The 14,778-nt window shown below is 73.3% G+C and carries 15 protein-coding genes and 1 pseudogene; 9 read left to right on the forward strand and 7 right to left on the reverse strand.

Annotation, left to right across the window (positions count from 1 at the left end; all coding sequences use genetic code 11):
* Positions 1-295 precede the first annotated feature (295 nt).
* The 4 genes from CD790_RS03010 (at position 296) to CD790_RS03025 (ending at position 3,645) form a co-directional block, all read left to right on the forward strand.
* Positions 296-928, forward strand: a complete 633-nt coding sequence (locus tag CD790_RS03010) for a suppressor of fused domain protein (protein WP_144381375.1) — start codon at positions 296-298, stop codon at positions 926-928.
* A gap of 166 nt (positions 929-1,094) precedes the next feature.
* Positions 1,095-1,733: a DUF6758 family protein gene (locus CD790_RS03015; protein WP_144381376.1), complete on the forward strand. Its 639-nt coding sequence runs from the start codon at positions 1,095-1,097 to the stop codon at positions 1,731-1,733.
* 181 nt (positions 1,734-1,914) lie between these two features.
* Positions 1,915-2,823 (forward strand): PHP domain-containing protein, encoded by a 909-nt coding sequence (locus CD790_RS03020; protein ID WP_144381377.1) that lies wholly within the window; start codon positions 1,915-1,917, stop codon positions 2,821-2,823.
* A gap of 216 nt (positions 2,824-3,039) precedes the next feature.
* Positions 3,040-3,645 carry a MarC family protein gene (locus CD790_RS03025; protein WP_144381378.1) on the forward strand — a complete coding sequence of 202 codons (606 nt, stop codon included), beginning with the start codon at positions 3,040-3,042 and terminating at the stop codon, positions 3,643-3,645.
* Positions 3,646-3,762: 117 nt separating this feature from the next.
* Here the strand turns inward: CD790_RS03025 and CD790_RS34385 are convergent, their stop codons facing one another.
* Positions 3,763-3,915 (reverse strand): hypothetical protein, encoded by a 153-nt coding sequence (locus CD790_RS34385; RefSeq protein WP_186318845.1) that lies wholly within the window; start codon positions 3,913-3,915, stop codon positions 3,763-3,765.
* A gap of 218 nt (positions 3,916-4,133) precedes the next feature.
* Between CD790_RS34385 and CD790_RS03030 the strand changes: the two genes are divergently transcribed.
* Positions 4,134-5,081: an NYN domain-containing protein gene (locus CD790_RS03030; RefSeq protein ID WP_144381379.1), complete on the forward strand. Its 948-nt coding sequence runs from the start codon at positions 4,134-4,136 to the stop codon at positions 5,079-5,081.
* 105 nt (positions 5,082-5,186) lie between these two features.
* Here the strand turns inward: CD790_RS03030 and CD790_RS03035 are convergent, their stop codons facing one another.
* Together CD790_RS03035 and CD790_RS03040 are read right to left on the reverse strand one after the other, a co-directional pair.
* Positions 5,187-6,062 (reverse strand): alpha/beta fold hydrolase, encoded by an 876-nt coding sequence (locus CD790_RS03035; RefSeq protein WP_144381380.1) that lies wholly within the window; start codon positions 6,060-6,062, stop codon positions 5,187-5,189.
* A 128-nt stretch (positions 6,063-6,190) separates the two neighbouring features.
* Positions 6,191-8,112, reverse strand: a pseudogene (locus CD790_RS03040) (DEAD/DEAH box helicase); the annotation flags it as partial.
* Positions 8,113-8,574: 462 nt separating this feature from the next.
* On the opposite strand from CD790_RS03040, the gene CD790_RS03045 reads away from it, so the two are divergent.
* Positions 8,575-9,345: a ferritin-like fold-containing protein gene (locus CD790_RS03045; RefSeq protein WP_144381381.1), complete on the forward strand. Its 771-nt coding sequence runs from the start codon at positions 8,575-8,577 to the stop codon at positions 9,343-9,345.
* A 66-nt stretch (positions 9,346-9,411) separates the two neighbouring features.
* On the opposite strand, the gene CD790_RS03050 is transcribed toward CD790_RS03045, so the two are convergent.
* The 4 genes from CD790_RS03050 to CD790_RS03065 form a co-directional block, all read right to left on the reverse strand.
* Positions 9,412-9,684, reverse strand: a complete 273-nt coding sequence (locus CD790_RS03050) for a hypothetical protein (protein ID WP_313956455.1) — start codon at positions 9,682-9,684, stop codon at positions 9,412-9,414.
* A 190-nt stretch (positions 9,685-9,874) separates the two neighbouring features.
* Entirely contained in the window at positions 9,875-10,102 is a 228-nt protein-coding gene (locus tag CD790_RS03055) for a DUF3107 domain-containing protein (RefSeq protein ID WP_186318846.1), read from the reverse strand.
* 249 nt (positions 10,103-10,351) lie between these two features.
* Positions 10,352-10,996 carry a TetR/AcrR family transcriptional regulator gene (locus CD790_RS03060; RefSeq protein WP_144381382.1) on the reverse strand — a complete coding sequence of 215 codons (645 nt, stop codon included), beginning with the start codon at positions 10,994-10,996 and terminating at the stop codon, positions 10,352-10,354.
* A 134-nt stretch (positions 10,997-11,130) separates the two neighbouring features.
* Positions 11,131-11,349, reverse strand: a complete 219-nt coding sequence (locus CD790_RS03065) for a hypothetical protein (RefSeq protein ID WP_144381383.1) — start codon at positions 11,347-11,349, stop codon at positions 11,131-11,133.
* A gap of 137 nt (positions 11,350-11,486) precedes the next feature.
* On the opposite strand from CD790_RS03065, the gene CD790_RS03070 reads away from it, so the two are divergent.
* From CD790_RS03070 to CD790_RS36575, 3 genes are all read left to right on the forward strand, one after another.
* Entirely contained in the window at positions 11,487-12,518 is a 1,032-nt protein-coding gene (locus tag CD790_RS03070; protein ID WP_144381384.1) for an alpha/beta fold hydrolase, read from the forward strand.
* Entirely contained in the window at positions 12,511-14,259 is a 1,749-nt protein-coding gene (locus CD790_RS03075; RefSeq protein WP_260867291.1) for a DUF3152 domain-containing protein, read from the forward strand. Before CD790_RS03070 ends, CD790_RS03075 begins: the two co-directional genes overlap by 8 nt.
* Before the next feature lie 366 nt (positions 14,260-14,625).
* Positions 14,626-14,718 (forward strand): Ms4533A family Cys-rich leader peptide, encoded by a 93-nt coding sequence (locus CD790_RS36575; protein WP_313956456.1) that lies wholly within the window; start codon positions 14,626-14,628, stop codon positions 14,716-14,718.
* The last annotated feature ends 60 nt before the right edge of the window (positions 14,719-14,778 follow it).

Raw genomic sequence — 14,778 nt, forward strand, 5'->3', positions numbered from 1 at the left:
CAACCGTCGTCTACCGTCAAGTGCTGCGGGCGCCGGGCCACTTCCTGGGTTTCACCGCTGAGCGGTGGGGTACGGAAGGGCTGGGATCATCAAGGGCACCGGAGAACGCGACCAGGTGGGAGGACGGAAGAGCAGTCGGTACTGCACGGTCGACTAGGATCCACCGCAGCCCCACCTCCTCCGGCCGGTCCCCGCTGGGGGACGACGTACTCTCCTGGGCAGGCGTCAAGGCTACCAGCCGACAGAACGTTTACTCGCCGCTTTGCTTGTTCGATACGCGACCTATGCTCAGTCCATGTCTGACGTTCTTCAGCTGGTCGAGGCCCGGTTGCTTTCCGCGCTGGGTGAGCCGGACGCCCGCGCGGCGGTGACCTTCCTGGGCACGGACCGCATCGAGGTGCTCCGCTTCAGCGGTGGGCCGGGCGACGGGCCGGCGGACGCGACGGGCGGGGAGGACATCGTCCGCTACGCCACGCTCGGGATGTCGGACCGCCCGATGACCGACCCCACCGCCGTCGTCGCCGACCCGCTGCGCGGCCCGCGCGCGGAGCTGGTGCTGTCGGTGCGCGTCGGCCGTGTGCCCGGCGCCGCCCTGGACAAGGTGCTCCGCCCGCTGGCCGTGTTCGCCGCCTCGCCCCAGGTCGAGGGCCTGGTCGTGGCCCCCGGCAACTCCCTGGACCTCGGCGAGCCGCTGTGGCCGGGAGCGCCCTTCAGCTCGGTGCTGGTCGCGGAACCCGGCGGTCTGGTACCCGACCTGGAGCTCGACCCGCCGCGCGAGCCCGTGCGCTTCCTCCCGCTGCTGCCCATGACGCCCAACGAGGCCGCCTGGAAGCGGGTGCACGGCGCCGCGGCCCTGCGGGAGCGCTGGCTGCGCCACGGCACCGATCTGCGGGACCCGCTACGCGAGGGCGTGCGGCTGAGCGACTAGGGCGCGGCGGCGGGGCGGCGACCGGGGCGGTGCGCGCGGGCCGCGCGGACCGGGCGCCGTTCGGGCGGGCGTCAGGCGTCCGGGTGCGGGCCGCATGGGCGGAGACTCCCTCCGGACGGGTGATCGTCCTTGACGTGACGGCGACCACGGAGGACCGTGGGGCCCTATGAGGGGCGAACCCAGTTGCCCGAAGTGCGGTGGCCGGGTGCGGGCGCCCGGTCTCTTTGCCGACTCCTGGCAGTGCGGCGTGCACGGCACCGTGCACCCTCTGCAGCCGGTGGTGCCGCCGAGCGTCGAAGCGCTGGCGGTCGTGGTGAACCGCGCGCGGGTGCCGGTATGGATGCCGTGGCCACTGCCGATCGGCTGGCTGTTCACCGGCGTGGCCGCCGCGGGTGACGACCGCAGTGGCGGCCGGGCCACCGCCGTGGCCTGCTCCGGCCCCGGCCCGCTGGGCGGTCCGGGGGAGTTGCTGCTCATCGCCGAGGAGCTCGGCGTGGGGCTCGGCGCGCGCTATGCGGGAATCGACGGCCCGGACCCGGGCCCGTCCATGTGTGTGAACCGGCCGCCGCACGTCAAGGTGCTCGCCGCCGGGCGGCCGACCCCGCTGTGGCATGTCGAGGGCACGCCGGACGACCGCGCGGTGTTCGCGGGTGAGGCGCGCGGACTGTGGTTGTGGGCGGTCGTCTGGCCCGAGCAGTCCGGGCTGATGCTCTATGACGAACTGGTCCTCACCGATCTGCGGGACGCCGGGGCGGAGACGGATCTGCTGCCGTGCGGGGCGCTGTCGCCCCGGATCATCGGCTAAGCGCGCCGGGAAGGGCGGGAGCGGGTCCCGGCGACCTCGCCCGAGGACCGCGCGTCCGATGCCGCCGCCGCGTCACCGCCGCGGATCTTCCGGGCGGATGACGCCGTTCCGGGGACGTGCCCAAGTCCCGGTAGAGTAGAGCGTCCCGTCCCCCCGTCTGCCACAGCTTGGAGTACGCGTCGTGCGCATCGATCTGCACACCCACTCCACGGCGTCGGACGGCACGGACACCCCCGCCGAACTGGTGCGCGCCGCCGCCGCGGCCGGGCTGGACGTCGTCGCCCTCACCGACCACGACACGGTCGCCGGCCACGACGAGGCCAAGGCCGCGCTGCCGCCCGGGCTGACCCTGGTCACCGGAGCCGAGCTGTCCTGCCGACTCGACGGCGTGAGCCTGCACATGCTGGCGTACCTCTTCGACCCGCACGAGCCCGAGCTGGCCCGCGAGCGCGAGCTGGTGCGCGACGACCGGGTGCCGCGCGCCCAGGGCATGGTCGCCAAGCTGCGGGAGCTGGGGGTGCCGATCACCTGGGAGCGGGTCGCCGAGATCGCCGGTATCCCGAGCGGGCGGAGTAGCGGCACATCGGAAGGTGTGGCCGTCGGACGTCCGCACGTCGCCACCGCCATGGTGGAGCTGGGCGTGGTGGCGAGCGTCTCGGACGCCTTCACCGCCGACTGGCTCGCGGACGGCGGCCGGGCGTACGTGGAGAAGCACGAGCTCGACCCCTTCGACGCGATCCGGCTGATCAAGGGCGCGGGCGGGGTCGCCGTCTTCGCGCACCCGCTGGCCGTCAAGCGCGGGCAGTGCGTGCCCGAGAGCGCGATAGCCGAGCTGGCCGCCGCGGGCCTCGACGGCATCGAGATCGATCACATGGAGCACGACGAGGCCACCCGCGCCCGGCTGCGCGGCCTGGCCGCCGACTTCAACCTGCTCGCCACGGGCTCCAGCGACTACCACGGCAGCCGCAAGACCTGTCGACTCGGGGAGTACACGACCGACCCCGAGATCTACGGCGAGATCACGCGCCGCGCGACCGGGGCGTTCCCGGTCCCGGGCGCGGGCGGCCGATCCGCCCCGGGCCTCCGCTGAGCGGAGCCGACGGGTCCGGCGCGGTCGTCACCACCGGCTGTGCCGTTCGAGCGACGCGTCCCGCGCGAAAGCGGCGCGCCCCCGCATCGGCGGCGTCCCCCGTGCTCGACCCCGTTCGCCTGCTTCCCCTCCCGACTTCTTCAGTGCCGCCGGCGCGCCCGCGCCCCCGCGCGGCCGCCACCGCCCCTGCTCGTACCACCTCGCAAGGCCATCACTGTGTTCGACACCGCCGTTTTCGGATCCCTCTTTCTCACCCTTTTTGTCATCATGGACCCGCCTGGAATCACGCCGATCTTCCTGGCGTTGACCTCCGGGCGCCCGGTCAAGACGCAGCGCAAGATGGCCTGGCAGGCGGCCTCGGTCGCCTTCGGCGTCATCGCCGTCTTCGGCGTGGCGGGCCAGCAGATCCTCGACTACCTGCATGTCTCGGTCCCGGCGCTGATGATCGCCGGCGGACTGCTGCTCCTGCTCATCGCGCTCGACCTGCTCACCGGGAAGTCCGAGGAGCCGACGCAGACGAAGGACGTGAACGCCGCGCTGGTGCCGCTGGGCATGCCGCTGCTGGCCGGGCCCGGCGCCATCGTCTCGGTGATCCTCGCCGTCCAGAACGCGGACGGCGTCAGCGGTCAGATCTCCGTGTGGGCGGCGATCGTGGCGATGCACGTGGTGCTGTGGCTGACCATGCGCTACTCGCTGCTGATCATTCGGGTGATCAAGGACGGCGGCGTGGTGCTGGTCACCCGTCTGGCGGGCATGATGCTCTCGGCACTGGCGGTGCAGCAGATCATCAACGGCGTCACCCAGGTGATCCAGTCGTCCTGACGCCGCCCGCTCGCCCCACCGTCTGACCTGCGCTGTTCAACGCGGCGACGAAGCGCCCCCGTGCACACGGGCACGGGGGCGCTTCGACGTTCGTGGGGTGCCGTGGCGGCCCGGCGGTTACCGGACGGCGGATTCGGCTGGGCGGATGTAGATGCGCTGGCCTATCGCGGCGGCCTGCTGCACGATCCGGTCGACGGAGGCGGCGTCCACGACGGTGCTGTCCACGGCGAGGCCGTCGGTGTCGTCGAGGCGCATGATCTCGAAGCGCATGGCTTCTCCCTTCGTCTGATCCTCCTGCGGAGAACTGATGGAATGGACGCGTACGGCTACCGTGCCGTGCGCTCCGTAGGTGTACAACGGGGTGCACCCTGCAAACATTCCCTACGCTAACGAAAATTTTCGCGAGACTAATTACTGATGCGTAAAGGATTTGTTGCGGGCAGCACGCCTTGTGCGGCCCGCGCAACCGCCAGGACAATGAGCCGCGTATGAATCACGTCACGCCTTCGGGCCAGCCGCAGCCCTCCGCGCAGCCGGACCTCAGTGGGATCGTCGCCGCGCTCGACCGCACCAACGAGCTGCTGCAACGGGTGCTCGCCGAGGTCGCGACCACGCCCTCCACCCACGCGATATTCGTCGACGCGGGGTATGTCTACGCGGCGACCGGTCGGCTGGTGGCGGGCACCGAGGACCGCAGAGCCTTCGAACTGGACGCCGAGGGGCTGATCGAGGCGTTCATCGACAAGGCCCGCATGATCTTCCCGGACAGCAGACTGCTGCGGGTCTACTGGTACGACGGCGCCCGGCGGCGCATCCACACCGCCGAGCAGCAGGGCATCGCCGAGCTCCCCGACGTCAAGGTGAGGCTCGGCAACCTCAACGCCAACAACCAGCAGAAGGGCGTCGACTCCCTCATCCGCAACGACCTGGAATCCCTCGCCCGGCACCGCGCCATCGGCGACGCCGTGCTGATCGGCGGGGATGAGGACCTGGTCTCCGCCGTCGAGGCCGCGCAGGGCTACGGCGCGCGGGTGCACCTGTGGGGCATCGAGGCCGTCGAGGGACGGAACCAGGCCGAGCCCCTGTTGTGGGAGGTCGACAGCCAGCGCATCTTCGACCTCGACTTCTGCAAGCCGTACCTCACCCGCCGCGCGGTGGGCTACGAGTCGCACGGCGAGCAACCCGGCGGCGGGGCGGTGCCGCCCCGAGACGAGGTGCGGTTCGTCGGCGCCCAGGTCGCGGCCCAGTGGCTCTCCTCGCGCGGTCGCGAGGCGCTCGCCGACCTGCTCCCGGGCCGGCCCTATCTGCCCGGCTCGGTCGACCAGGAGCTGCTCATCGAGGCCGAGCAGCTGCTGCGGCTCTCCCTGCGCGCCCACGCCGACCTGCGGCGCGCGCTGCGCGACGGCTTCTGGGAGCACCTCCAGGCGCAGTACTGAGCCGGACGACCGCACGCGAGGGCCGTGCCCGGCGGTGGGCCGGAGCGGGTCCCGGCCGTGCGACGTCACGGTCGTCGACGGCCGCGGGGCGCCGCCGTCGACGGATCAACCGTCCACGCTGACACCCTGCCAGAAGCGGGACAGCGCCTGGGCCGTGTCGCGCGGCCGCTCCGCGTTGGGGGAGTGATCCGCACCCGCGATCACCGTGCGGTGCGCCGCCAGCCGCTCGGCCATCGCGTCCATCAGCGGCACCGGCCAGGCGTAGTCGGCCTCTCCGGAGAGCACGTGTTTGGGCGGCGGCGTCTCCGCCAGCTCCGCCACCCGATCCGGCTCGGACACCAACTGCCGCCCGGTGGCAATCAGTTGCTCGGGCACGGTGCCCAGCCAGCGGCGGTGCAGGAACTCCCGGATGTCCGCGGGCGTGCCCGACTCGGCCGCCTCCGGCGGGTCGAGTTCCCGCATCGCCTGCCAGACCGACTCCATGTCGAGTACGGCGAGCGCGTCCAGCAGCAGCTTCGTGCGGGCCTGCTGCGGGGTGGAGATGGCGGCCGGCCCCGAGCTCATCAGCGTGACCGAGGCGAACGGGGCGGGGTCGCGCAGCACGGCGGCGCGCACGATCAGCCCGCCCAGCGAGTGCCCCAGCACATGCACCCGACCGCCGCCGAGCGCGGCGGCCTGCGCCAGGACGTCCTGGGCCAGCTCGTCCTGTGCGTACGCGGCCTCGTCCCGCGGGCCGCCGCTCTCGTGCTGGCCGCGCCCGTCGACCGCGACCGCGCGGAAGCCCGCGGCGGCCAGCGGCTCCAGGAGCGCGATGAAGTCCTCTTTGCTCCCGGTGAAGCCGGGCACCAGCAGCGCCGTGCCGCGCACCGGCCCGGCCTCCGGGACGGGGCGCGCGTCGTGCACGGCGAACGATCCGCGCGCCGTCTCCAGCCGGTAGGCGCCGGCGCACGGAGGGAGCGTGAGGGTGGGCGGTGTGCTCATGGCCCCGAGGGTAGGGCCTGTCCGGCGGGCGTGTCCCGACGGTTGGGGGCGGCACGCGGAAGGGCCCGACCCGCATCGCGGATCGGGCCCTTCCTCCGGGCGCTGTGCCGGCGTCAGCTCTCGGCGTTCGCCGTCGACTCGGCCGACGCTGCCGCGGCGCGCGTCGTCCGTCGCCGGCGCACCGGCTTGGCCTCCTCGGACGCGGCCTCCGCCGGGGCGGCCTCCGCGGCGGTGGCCTTGGCGCGGGTGGTGCGGCGACGGGGCTTGGCCGGGGCCTCGGTGGCCTCGGTGCTGCCCTCGGCGGTCTCCACGGCGACCTCGGCGGCCTCCGCGGCGGTGGCCTTGGCGCGGGTGCGGCGGCGCGGCTTGGCCGGGGCCTCGGCGGCCTCGGCGGGCGCCTCCACCGTCTCCACCGGGCGGCCGCGGGAGCCTCCGCCGGGGTCGCCGCGGCGGCGCGCGTACGGCGGCGGCGGGGCTTGGCGGGGGCGGCCTCGGCGGCCGTGCCGGCCTCCGCGATCACCTCGGCCGGGCCCTCCGCGGTGGCGACGACGGCCTCGGCGGCCGGCGCGGCGGCGGGAGCCTCGACGGCCACGGTCTCCGTGGTCGCCCTGCCCGCACCGGTACGGGTGCGGCGCCGACGGCGGGGCTGACGAGGCACATCGACGGTGTCGCCGGCCGCCGTGGTCCCCTCGGCGGTGTCGACGGCGGTCTGCGCGGCCTCCGCGCCGGTCGCGGTCGCGTCGAGGTCCACGCCGCCGCGGGTGCGACGCCGCTGGCGCGGGGTGCGGGTCCGCTTGGGGCGCTCCTCGCTGGACGACGATTCCGCACGGCCACCACGGCCGCGGCCTCCGCGGCCGCCGGTCTCGCCGAGGTCCTCGATCTCCTCGGCGGCCAGCCCGGCGCGGGTGCGATCGGCGCGCGGCAGGATGCCCTTGGTGCCCTCGGGGATGTTCAGCAGCTCGTACAGGTGCGGCGAGGTGGAGTAGGTCTCCTCCGGCTCGTGGAAGGAGAGCTCCAGCGCCTTGTTGATCAGCTGCCAGCGCGGGATGTCGTCCCAGTCGACCAGCGTGACGGCGGTACCCGACGCGCCCGCGCGCCCGGTGCGGCCGATGCGGTGCAGGTACGTCTTCTCTTCCTCGGGCGACTGGTAGTTGATGACGTGCGTCACACCCTCGACGTCGATGCCGCGCGCGGCGACGTCGGTGCACACCAGCACGTCGACCTTGCCGTTGCGGAAGGCGCGCAGCGCCTGCTCGCGGGCGCCCTGGCCGAGGTCGCCGTGGACCGCGCCGGCGGCGAAGCCGCGACGGGTCAGCTGCTCGGCGATGTCGGCGGCGGTGCGCTTGGTACGGCAGAAGATCATCGCCAGCCCGCGGCCATCGGCCTGGAGCATGCGGGCGACCATCTCCGGCTTGTCGAGCGAGTGTGCCCGGAAGACATGCTGGGTGATGTTGGCCACGGTCGCGCCCTCGTCGTCCGGCGCGGTGGCGCGGATGTGAGTGGGCTGCGACATGTAGCGCCGCGCCAGCGAGATGACCTGGCCCGGCATGGTCGCCGAGAACAGCATGGTCTGCCGCTTGGCCGGCAGCAGCTGGATGATCTTCTCGACGTCGGGCAGGAAGCCCAGGTCGAGCATCTCGTCGGCCTCGTCGAGGACGAGGGCCTTGACGGAGGAGAGCGTCAGCTTCTTCTGCCCGGCGAGGTCGAGCAGTCGCCCGGGGGTGCCGACGACCACGTCGACGCCCTTCTTGAGGGCCTCGACCTGGGGCTCGTACGCGCGGCCGCCGTAGATCGAGAGGACCCGGACGTTACGCACCTTGCCGGCGGTGAGCAGGTCGTTGGTGACCTGCTGGCACAGCTCGCGGGTGGGGACGACCACGAGCGCCTGCGGGGTGTCGGTCAGCTGCTCGGGCTTGGCCCGACCCGCCTCGACGTCCGCGGGGACGGTGACGCGCTCCAGCAGCGGGAGGCCGAAGCCCAGCGTCTTGCCGGTGCCGGTCTTGGCCTGGCCGATGACGTCGGAGCCGGAGAGGGCGACCGGAAGGGTCATCTCCTGAATGGGGAACGGGGACGTGATGCCGACGGCTTCCAGGGCCTCGGCGGTCTCGGGGAGAATCCCGAGGTCTCGGAAAGTAGTCAGGATGTTTGCCTCTTCTGTGAGACGCGGCGTGAGGCGGCGAAAGGGGTCGCACCGCGCCCAGGTGGGCCGGCCGCGCGAAGTGGCGGCCGATGTCGGCGCGGGACCACTGCCTTCGCTCCAGCACTCACGCCACGAGCGGGTCCTTCCTACGCGCATGCAGTCGATGCGCGCGCGGAAGGCGGTCGGTTTGGAGCCGATCGGGCCACCGACCGGGCATCCGCATTCGTGGAACGACCCGCCGATACTCGACGGGCTCTATACCACTGTACCCCGGAAACGCCCATGTGTGACCGGGCAGCCGAACGTGAGAGGAGGAGGGTGCTGGCTGACCAGGCCCTTCCCAGCGGCGACCAGCGGGCTATTGTGCGCCGTATGGAGACGCCTGACAAGCCAGAGAACACCACCGCCGACGCCGGGAAGTCCGCCGACGCCGGGCAGCCCACCGCCACCGGCATCGCCGCCCAGGACTGGGCGCAGGCTTCCGCCGACCCGCAGTACCGGGCCGCCGTGGTGGACCTGCTCGGTGCCCTGACCTACGGCGAGCTGGCCGCCTTCGAGCGGCTGGCGGAGGACGCCAAGCTGGCGCCGACGCTGGACGACAAGGCCGAGCTGGCGAAGATGGCCTCCGCCGAGTTCCACCACTTCGAGCAGCTGCGGGACCGGCTGGCCGCGATCGGCGAGGAGCCGACAGAGGCCATGCAGCCCTTCGCGGCGGCGCTGGACGAGTTCCACCGCCAGACCGCCCCCTCCGACTGGCTGGAGGGCCTGGTCAAGGCGTACGTCGGCGACTCGATCGCCAGCGACTTCTACCGCGAGGTGGCGGTACGGCTGGACGCCGACACCCGCGCGCTGGTGCTGAGCGTGCTGGACGACACCGGCCACGCGAGCTTCGCCGTGGAGAAGGTGCGGGCCGCGATCGAGGCGGAGCCGCGGGTCGGCGGGCGGCTGGCGCTGTGGGCGCGGCGACTGATGGGGGAGGCTCTGTCGCAGGCCCAGCGGGTGGTCGCGGACCGCGACGCGCTGTCGACGATGCTCGTGGGCGGTGTGGCGGACGGGTTCGACCTCGCGGAGGTCGGCCGGATGTTCTCGCGGATCACCGAGGCCCACACCAAGCGGATGGCCGCGCTGGGGCTGGCGGCCTAGGGTCGCCGGCCGGACCGCCCGCCGCACCGCCCTCAGGTGTCCCTCGGGCCGCACGGGCCCGAGGGGTCACGCCGTGGCTGATCGGCGAAGGCGCGGATCGGTGCGGATGAGCACCGAGAGCATGGCGGCGGTCATGCCGAAGGCCGCGATCAGGGTCGCGAGCGTGTGGCCGGGGCCGAGCACGGCGTGGGTGAGCAGCGCGCCGAGCAGGGCGGCCACCGGGCCGGTGGAGAGCACCAGGGATCGGGGAGGAAGCCGCCGGGGCAGCCGGCGCAGCGCCGCGTACGCCAGGGCGAGGCCGATGACGACCGAGCCGAGCGCTTCCCAGACCAGGATCATGGCGCGTCCCTCCCGTGGACCAGAGCTGACCGGAGTGCCGCCGGGCGCCAGGAGCGCCCGGTCGTGGCAGGTCTTACCCGCGGTCCGCGGCGGGCAACCCTGGGCGCACACACGATCTGCACAAACGGCGGCGGGGTCCGGTGTGCGTACACCGGACCCCGCCGCCGTTCCGGCCCGTGCGGGCCGACGCTCAGAGCGCGCTGAAACCGACCTTGCGGGCGGTCGGCTCGCCGATCTCGACATACGCGAGGCGGTCGGCCGGGACCAGGACCTTGCGGCCGTGGTCGTCCACCAGGCTCAGCAGCTGCGCCTTGCCGGAGAGCGCGTCGGACACCGCGCGCTCGACCTCCTCGGCAGACTGCGCGCTCTCCAGGGTGATCTCGCGGGGCGCGTGCTGCACGCCGATCTTGACCTCCACGGCTATGTCCCTCCGACGGTCAGTTGAGGTGCGCGGCCTACCGCGCCGTACGGAGCACACATTAGCCCGGCGTGGGGATCAGCCGAGCCGCTTGGGCGCACGCCCGCAGCGAACACGCGATCCGATGCGGGCCGGAGCGTCCCGCGCGTCCGCCACCCCCGCGTCCGCCACCCCCGCGTCCGCCCCCGCCGTTCCGCGGCGCACGGTGGTCCACGGGCGGGGTGGCGTTATGACGTCACCGGTGGCGGGTCAGCGCTCCGCGGCCTCGTTGCCGTGCAGCGGGAAGCCGGCGATGCCCCGCCAGGCCAGCGAGGTGAGCAGCTGAACCGCCGTCTCGCGCGGCACCGTGCTCTCGCTGGAGAGCCAGTAGCGCGCCACGACCTGGGACACGCCGCCCAGGCCGACGGCGAGGAGCATCGACTCGTCCTTGGAGAGCCCGGTGTCCTCGGCGATGACCTGGCTGATGGCCTCGGCGCACTCCATCGAGACGCGGTCCACGCGCTCGCGCACCGCCGGCTCGTTGGTCAGGTCGGACTCGAAGACCAGGCGGAAGGCGCCGCCCTCGTCCTCGACGTACGCGAAGTAGGCGTCCATCGTCGCGGCGACGCGCAGCTTGTTCTCCGAGGTGGACGCCAACGCCGTGCGCACCGCCTGGAGCAGCGCGTCGCAGTGCCGGTCCAGCAGGGCCAGGTAGAGGTCCAGCTTGCCGGGGAAGTGCTGGTAGAGCACGGGCTTGCTGACGCCCGCGCGCTCGGCGATGTCGTCCATCGCCGCCGCGTGGTAGCCCTGGGCCACGAAGACCTCCTGGGCCGCACCCAGGAGTTGATTGCGTCGGGCTCGGCGCGGAAGGCGCGTGCCTCGTGCGCGCACCTCGGTCTGCTCGATGGCTGTCACGCCGCCTCCCATGGATTGTTCATGCGCGGTGTGCACCGCGCACGCCATCGTACTTTTGGGTAACTGGGACGCGCGCGGTCCGTGCGGAGAATTTCACGGATCGGACTCTGTAGGAAGCCGACAAAAGGTGCAGGTCATCGGTACTCGTCCTCGTTGAGCTCGACGACGCGGGCCTGCTCGGCGCGGTCGGCGTCGTTCGCCGACTCCCGGTCGACGCCGATCAGCGGATCGTCGCGGTGTGGGGAGAGGTCGGCCTGCTGCTCCGCGGCGTCGGCCTCGGGGGCCTCGACGTCGATCGGGGTGGCGTCCGCCTCATCCTCGAAGCTCTCGGGTTCGTTCGGGTCGACTGGCATGGGCACCGGCCTCTCGGCGGATTGCGGGTGCGGTCGCACTTATGTCTACGAGCCTAGGAGAGGTCGGTTCCAGACGCTATGCGGTCTGTGACGGCGAACACACAATCGCCTACGTGATCGTCTCGTAACATTGCCGCATGTCTTCGACAGAGTCGCCGGATGCCGGCACCGTAGTGCCCGTGGTGCCGCCCGTGCGGGCCGTGCGGGTCGGAGCGGGGGAGGCGCTGCGGACCGCGAGTCTGCCTGGGCTGACGCTCTCCGTGCGGTCTCGCCCGCCGTCCCGCGCGGGCCTGCCGCCGGCGCTGTACGTGCACGGCCTCGGCGGCTCCTCTCTCAACTGGTCCGCGTTGATGGAGCTGCTCGCGGACCGCGTCGACTCCGAGGCTCTCGATCTGCCCGGCTTCGGCGACTCCCCGCCGCCGGACGACGGCGACTACTCCCTCACCGGTCACGCCCGGGCCGTCATCCGCTACCTGGACGCGAGCCAGCGGGGCCCGGTGCACCTCTTCGGCAACTCCATGGGCGGCGCGATCGTCACCCGCGTCGCCGCGGTCCGGCCCGACCTGGTGAGCACCCTCACCCTCATCTCCCCGGCCCTGCCCGAGCTGCGCGCCCAGCGCACCGCCTGGCCCACCGCCCTGCTGGCGCTCCCCGGTGCCGCGCGGCTCTTCGTCCGGGCGACGCAGGACTGGACCGTGGAGCGGCGCACCCGTGAGGTGCTCGCGCTCTGTTACGGCGACCCCTCCCGAGTGAGTCCGGAGGCGCTCGCCGCGGCCGTGGCCGAGCAGGAGCGCCGGGCCGAGCTCCCCTACTTCTGGGACGCGATGGCGCGCTCCGCGCGGGGCGTCGTGGACGCCTACACCCTGGGCGGCCAGCACTCCCTGTGGCGCCAGGCGGAGCGGGTGCTGGCGCCCACGCTGCTGGTCTATGGTCTGCGGGACCGGCTGGTCGGGCACCGTATGGCGCACCGCGCGAGCGCCGCGTTCCGGGACTCCCGGCTGCTGACCCTGGTCGACGCGGGGCATGTCGCGATGATGGAGTACCCCGAAGAGGTCGCGCGGGCGGTCATCGGGCTGCTCGATGAGGTCGGCGGGGGCGGCGCCGGCGCCGGCGCGGAAATGGACGACATGGCCGAGGAACGTGACGGGAGCGGTGCGGCACGTGGGTAAACACAGCGCACGTGGCAGCCGGGAGGGACGCGACGGCCGCGAGGGGTCCGGCGATCCCGACGCGGGATCGCCCGCCGGATACGACACCGGGGGGTACGACGCGGCGTACGGCATCCGGGAGTACGACACCGGCGAGTACGAGTCCGGTGGTTACCCCCTCGGGTACGACGCGGGCCGGTCGCCCGCCGCCTACGGCTCCGGCGGATACGACGCCGTCGGCTACCCGGAGGGCTACGACCCCAGCGGGTATGCGACGCCCCAGGGCTCCGGCGGGTACGCCGCGACGCCTGACACCGGGGGGTATCCGACGGTCGAGGACACCGGCGGATACGCCGCGGTCCAGGAAGCCGGCGGCCACGCCCTGCCCGTGGACGCCTTCGCTCCCGGCGGGCCCCCTCCCGGCGGCGCCTCCATAGCCGCCGACGCGGCCCGGGGCGGCCCGGCGATCCCCGGCGCCTCCATATCCACCCCCGCCGCCACCTCCCCCGCGGGCCCCGCGGCCGGGGCCGAGTGGGGCACGCCGCCGCACGGGACGGCGCGCTCACCGCGAGGCGCGTCCGCGCGGGGTGGCCACCCCGAGCAGCGTGAGCCGGGCGGCGGCTGGGGCGCGCTGGGAGAGTCGCCGATCCCCACCGCCCCGCAGGGCGGCGTGCGGATTCCCGGGCCGCGCAGGGAGCACCTGGACGCGTTCGACGGCCCCGGCGCCCCGGCCTGGGACACCCGGGGCCCCGCCTCGCACGGCGGGGGACACGGCGACGCCGGCTCCATACCCGGCGCATCAGGCATATCCGAGGACGGGTCGCGGACTCCCGGGCCCGCCCGCGCGGGCGGCGGTTCCGGCACGGGCGTCTCGGGGCGCGCCCGCGGGACGACCTCCGCCGGCCGGGGCGGCAAGGCCCGGGCGATCACCGGAGTGGCCGCCGCGGCCGTGACCACGGTGCTGGCGGTCGTGGTGGCGGGGCAGGTCGCCGATGGAAAGAAGGGCGCCGGCGACACCGGCACCCGCCAGGACGTGGAGCGCGGCGCCGACGACACCGCCTCGCGCGGCAAGGGGCGGGCCACGCCGAACGGGGCCGTGCGCGCCGCCGCCCTGACGTACGACCAGAAGATGGCCAAGACGTATCCGCTCGACCCCAAGCTGCGGGGGTCCGGCTCCTTCACGACCGTCGCCGGGCACGACAAGCCCCCGCGCGCGATCAGCGGCGAGGTGAAGCGCTACCGCGTGGACGTCGAGAAGGGCCTGCCGCTGGACGGTGAGCTGTTCGCGGAGGCCGTGCACAAGACGCTGAACGACGACCGCAGTTGGAGCCACGACGGCAGACGCGGCTTCGAGCGGGTCTCCTCCGGCCGGGCCGACTTCGTGATCACCCTGGCGAGCCCGGGGACCACCGCGAAGTGGTGCGCGAAGTCGGACCTGGACACCGCTCAGGAGAACGTCTCCTGCGACTCGGCGTCCACCGAGCGCGTCATGATCAATGCCTTCCGTTGGGCCCAGGGTGCGGAGACCTTCGGCGACCGCGCGATGCACGCGTACCGCCAGATGCTGATCAACCACGAGGTGGGGCACCGGCTCGGGCACGGCCACGAGACGTGCGCCGAGGACGGCGCGCTGGCGCCGGTGATGATGCAGCAGACCAAGTTCCTGACCACGGACGGCGCCACCTGCCGACCCAACCCCTGGCCGTTCCCCAAGGGAGCCGCGGGCGAGGGCGGAACCGGCTCCGGCGCCGGCGCCGGCTGATCGTCCCCGCCGGGTCGCGGGCCGGTTCCGGGGCGCTCGCCCCGCCGCCCACCCGGTGTCTCGCGTGACCGCCGGCCGTCCCTGACACGCCACGGAGTCGTCCGTGGCGTGTCCATAGCGGTGTCCCCGTGTCCATGGCCGTGTCACAGCCGTGTGTCGGGTGTGACCGGCGGCCTTCGCGCCGCCGGCGAACGTCCATGGCGGTGTCCACCCTCCGGATGTCGGGCTGAGGACCGCATCGCCGAGGCGTCCCGGAGGCCGCGGCGCGGCGGGCCGCTCCCCGTTGCTTACCGCATCGCGAGACGTTATGTCTCTGATAGCGAGACGGTTTTGCCTTGGGTCGCGAATTCGTTCAGTCTTCTGCGCATGCCGCACCGCCACGCCTCCGACATCGCCGCCTTTGAGCTGGCGCTGATCGGCGTGGCCGCGCACGCGGTCGCCGACATCGACTGTCGCTGAGACCCGCCCAACTCCCCGCGTTCCCCGCGCCGTCGTGCGCGTTCCCACCCGTCCGCCGGG

The organism is Streptomyces sp. SAJ15 (genome assembly GCF_007595705.1).
Taxonomy (GTDB): Bacteria; Actinomycetota; Actinomycetes; order Streptomycetales; family Streptomycetaceae; genus Streptomyces.

Bases quoted from the DNA above. Each gene is read 5' to 3' on its own strand.
- CD790_RS03010 (WP_144381375.1), top strand. From the start codon at position 296: ATGTCTGACGTTCTTCAGCTGGTCGAGGCCCGGTTGCTTTCCGCGCTG.
- CD790_RS03015 (WP_144381376.1), top strand. From the start codon at position 1,095: ATGAGGGGCGAACCCAGTTGCCCGAAGTGCGGTGGCCGGGTGCGGGCG.
- CD790_RS34385 (WP_186318845.1), bottom strand. From the start codon at position 3,915: ATGCGCTTCGAGATCATGCGCCTCGACGACACCGACGGCCTCGCCGTG.
- CD790_RS03030 (WP_144381379.1), top strand. From the start codon at position 4,134: ATGAATCACGTCACGCCTTCGGGCCAGCCGCAGCCCTCCGCGCAGCCG.
- CD790_RS03035 (WP_144381380.1), bottom strand. From the start codon at position 6,062: ATGAGCACACCGCCCACCCTCACGCTCCCTCCGTGCGCCGGCGCCTAC.
- CD790_RS03045 (WP_144381381.1), top strand. From the start codon at position 8,575: ATGGAGACGCCTGACAAGCCAGAGAACACCACCGCCGACGCCGGGAAG.
- CD790_RS03050 (WP_313956455.1), bottom strand. From the start codon at position 9,684: ATGATCCTGGTCTGGGAAGCGCTCGGCTCGGTCGTCATCGGCCTCGCC.
- CD790_RS03065 (WP_144381383.1), bottom strand. From the start codon at position 11,349: ATGCCAGTCGACCCGAACGAACCCGAGAGCTTCGAGGATGAGGCGGAC.
- CD790_RS03070 (WP_144381384.1), top strand. From the start codon at position 11,487: ATGTCTTCGACAGAGTCGCCGGATGCCGGCACCGTAGTGCCCGTGGTG.
- CD790_RS36575 (WP_313956456.1), top strand. From the start codon at position 14,626: ATGCCGCACCGCCACGCCTCCGACATCGCCGCCTTTGAGCTGGCGCTG.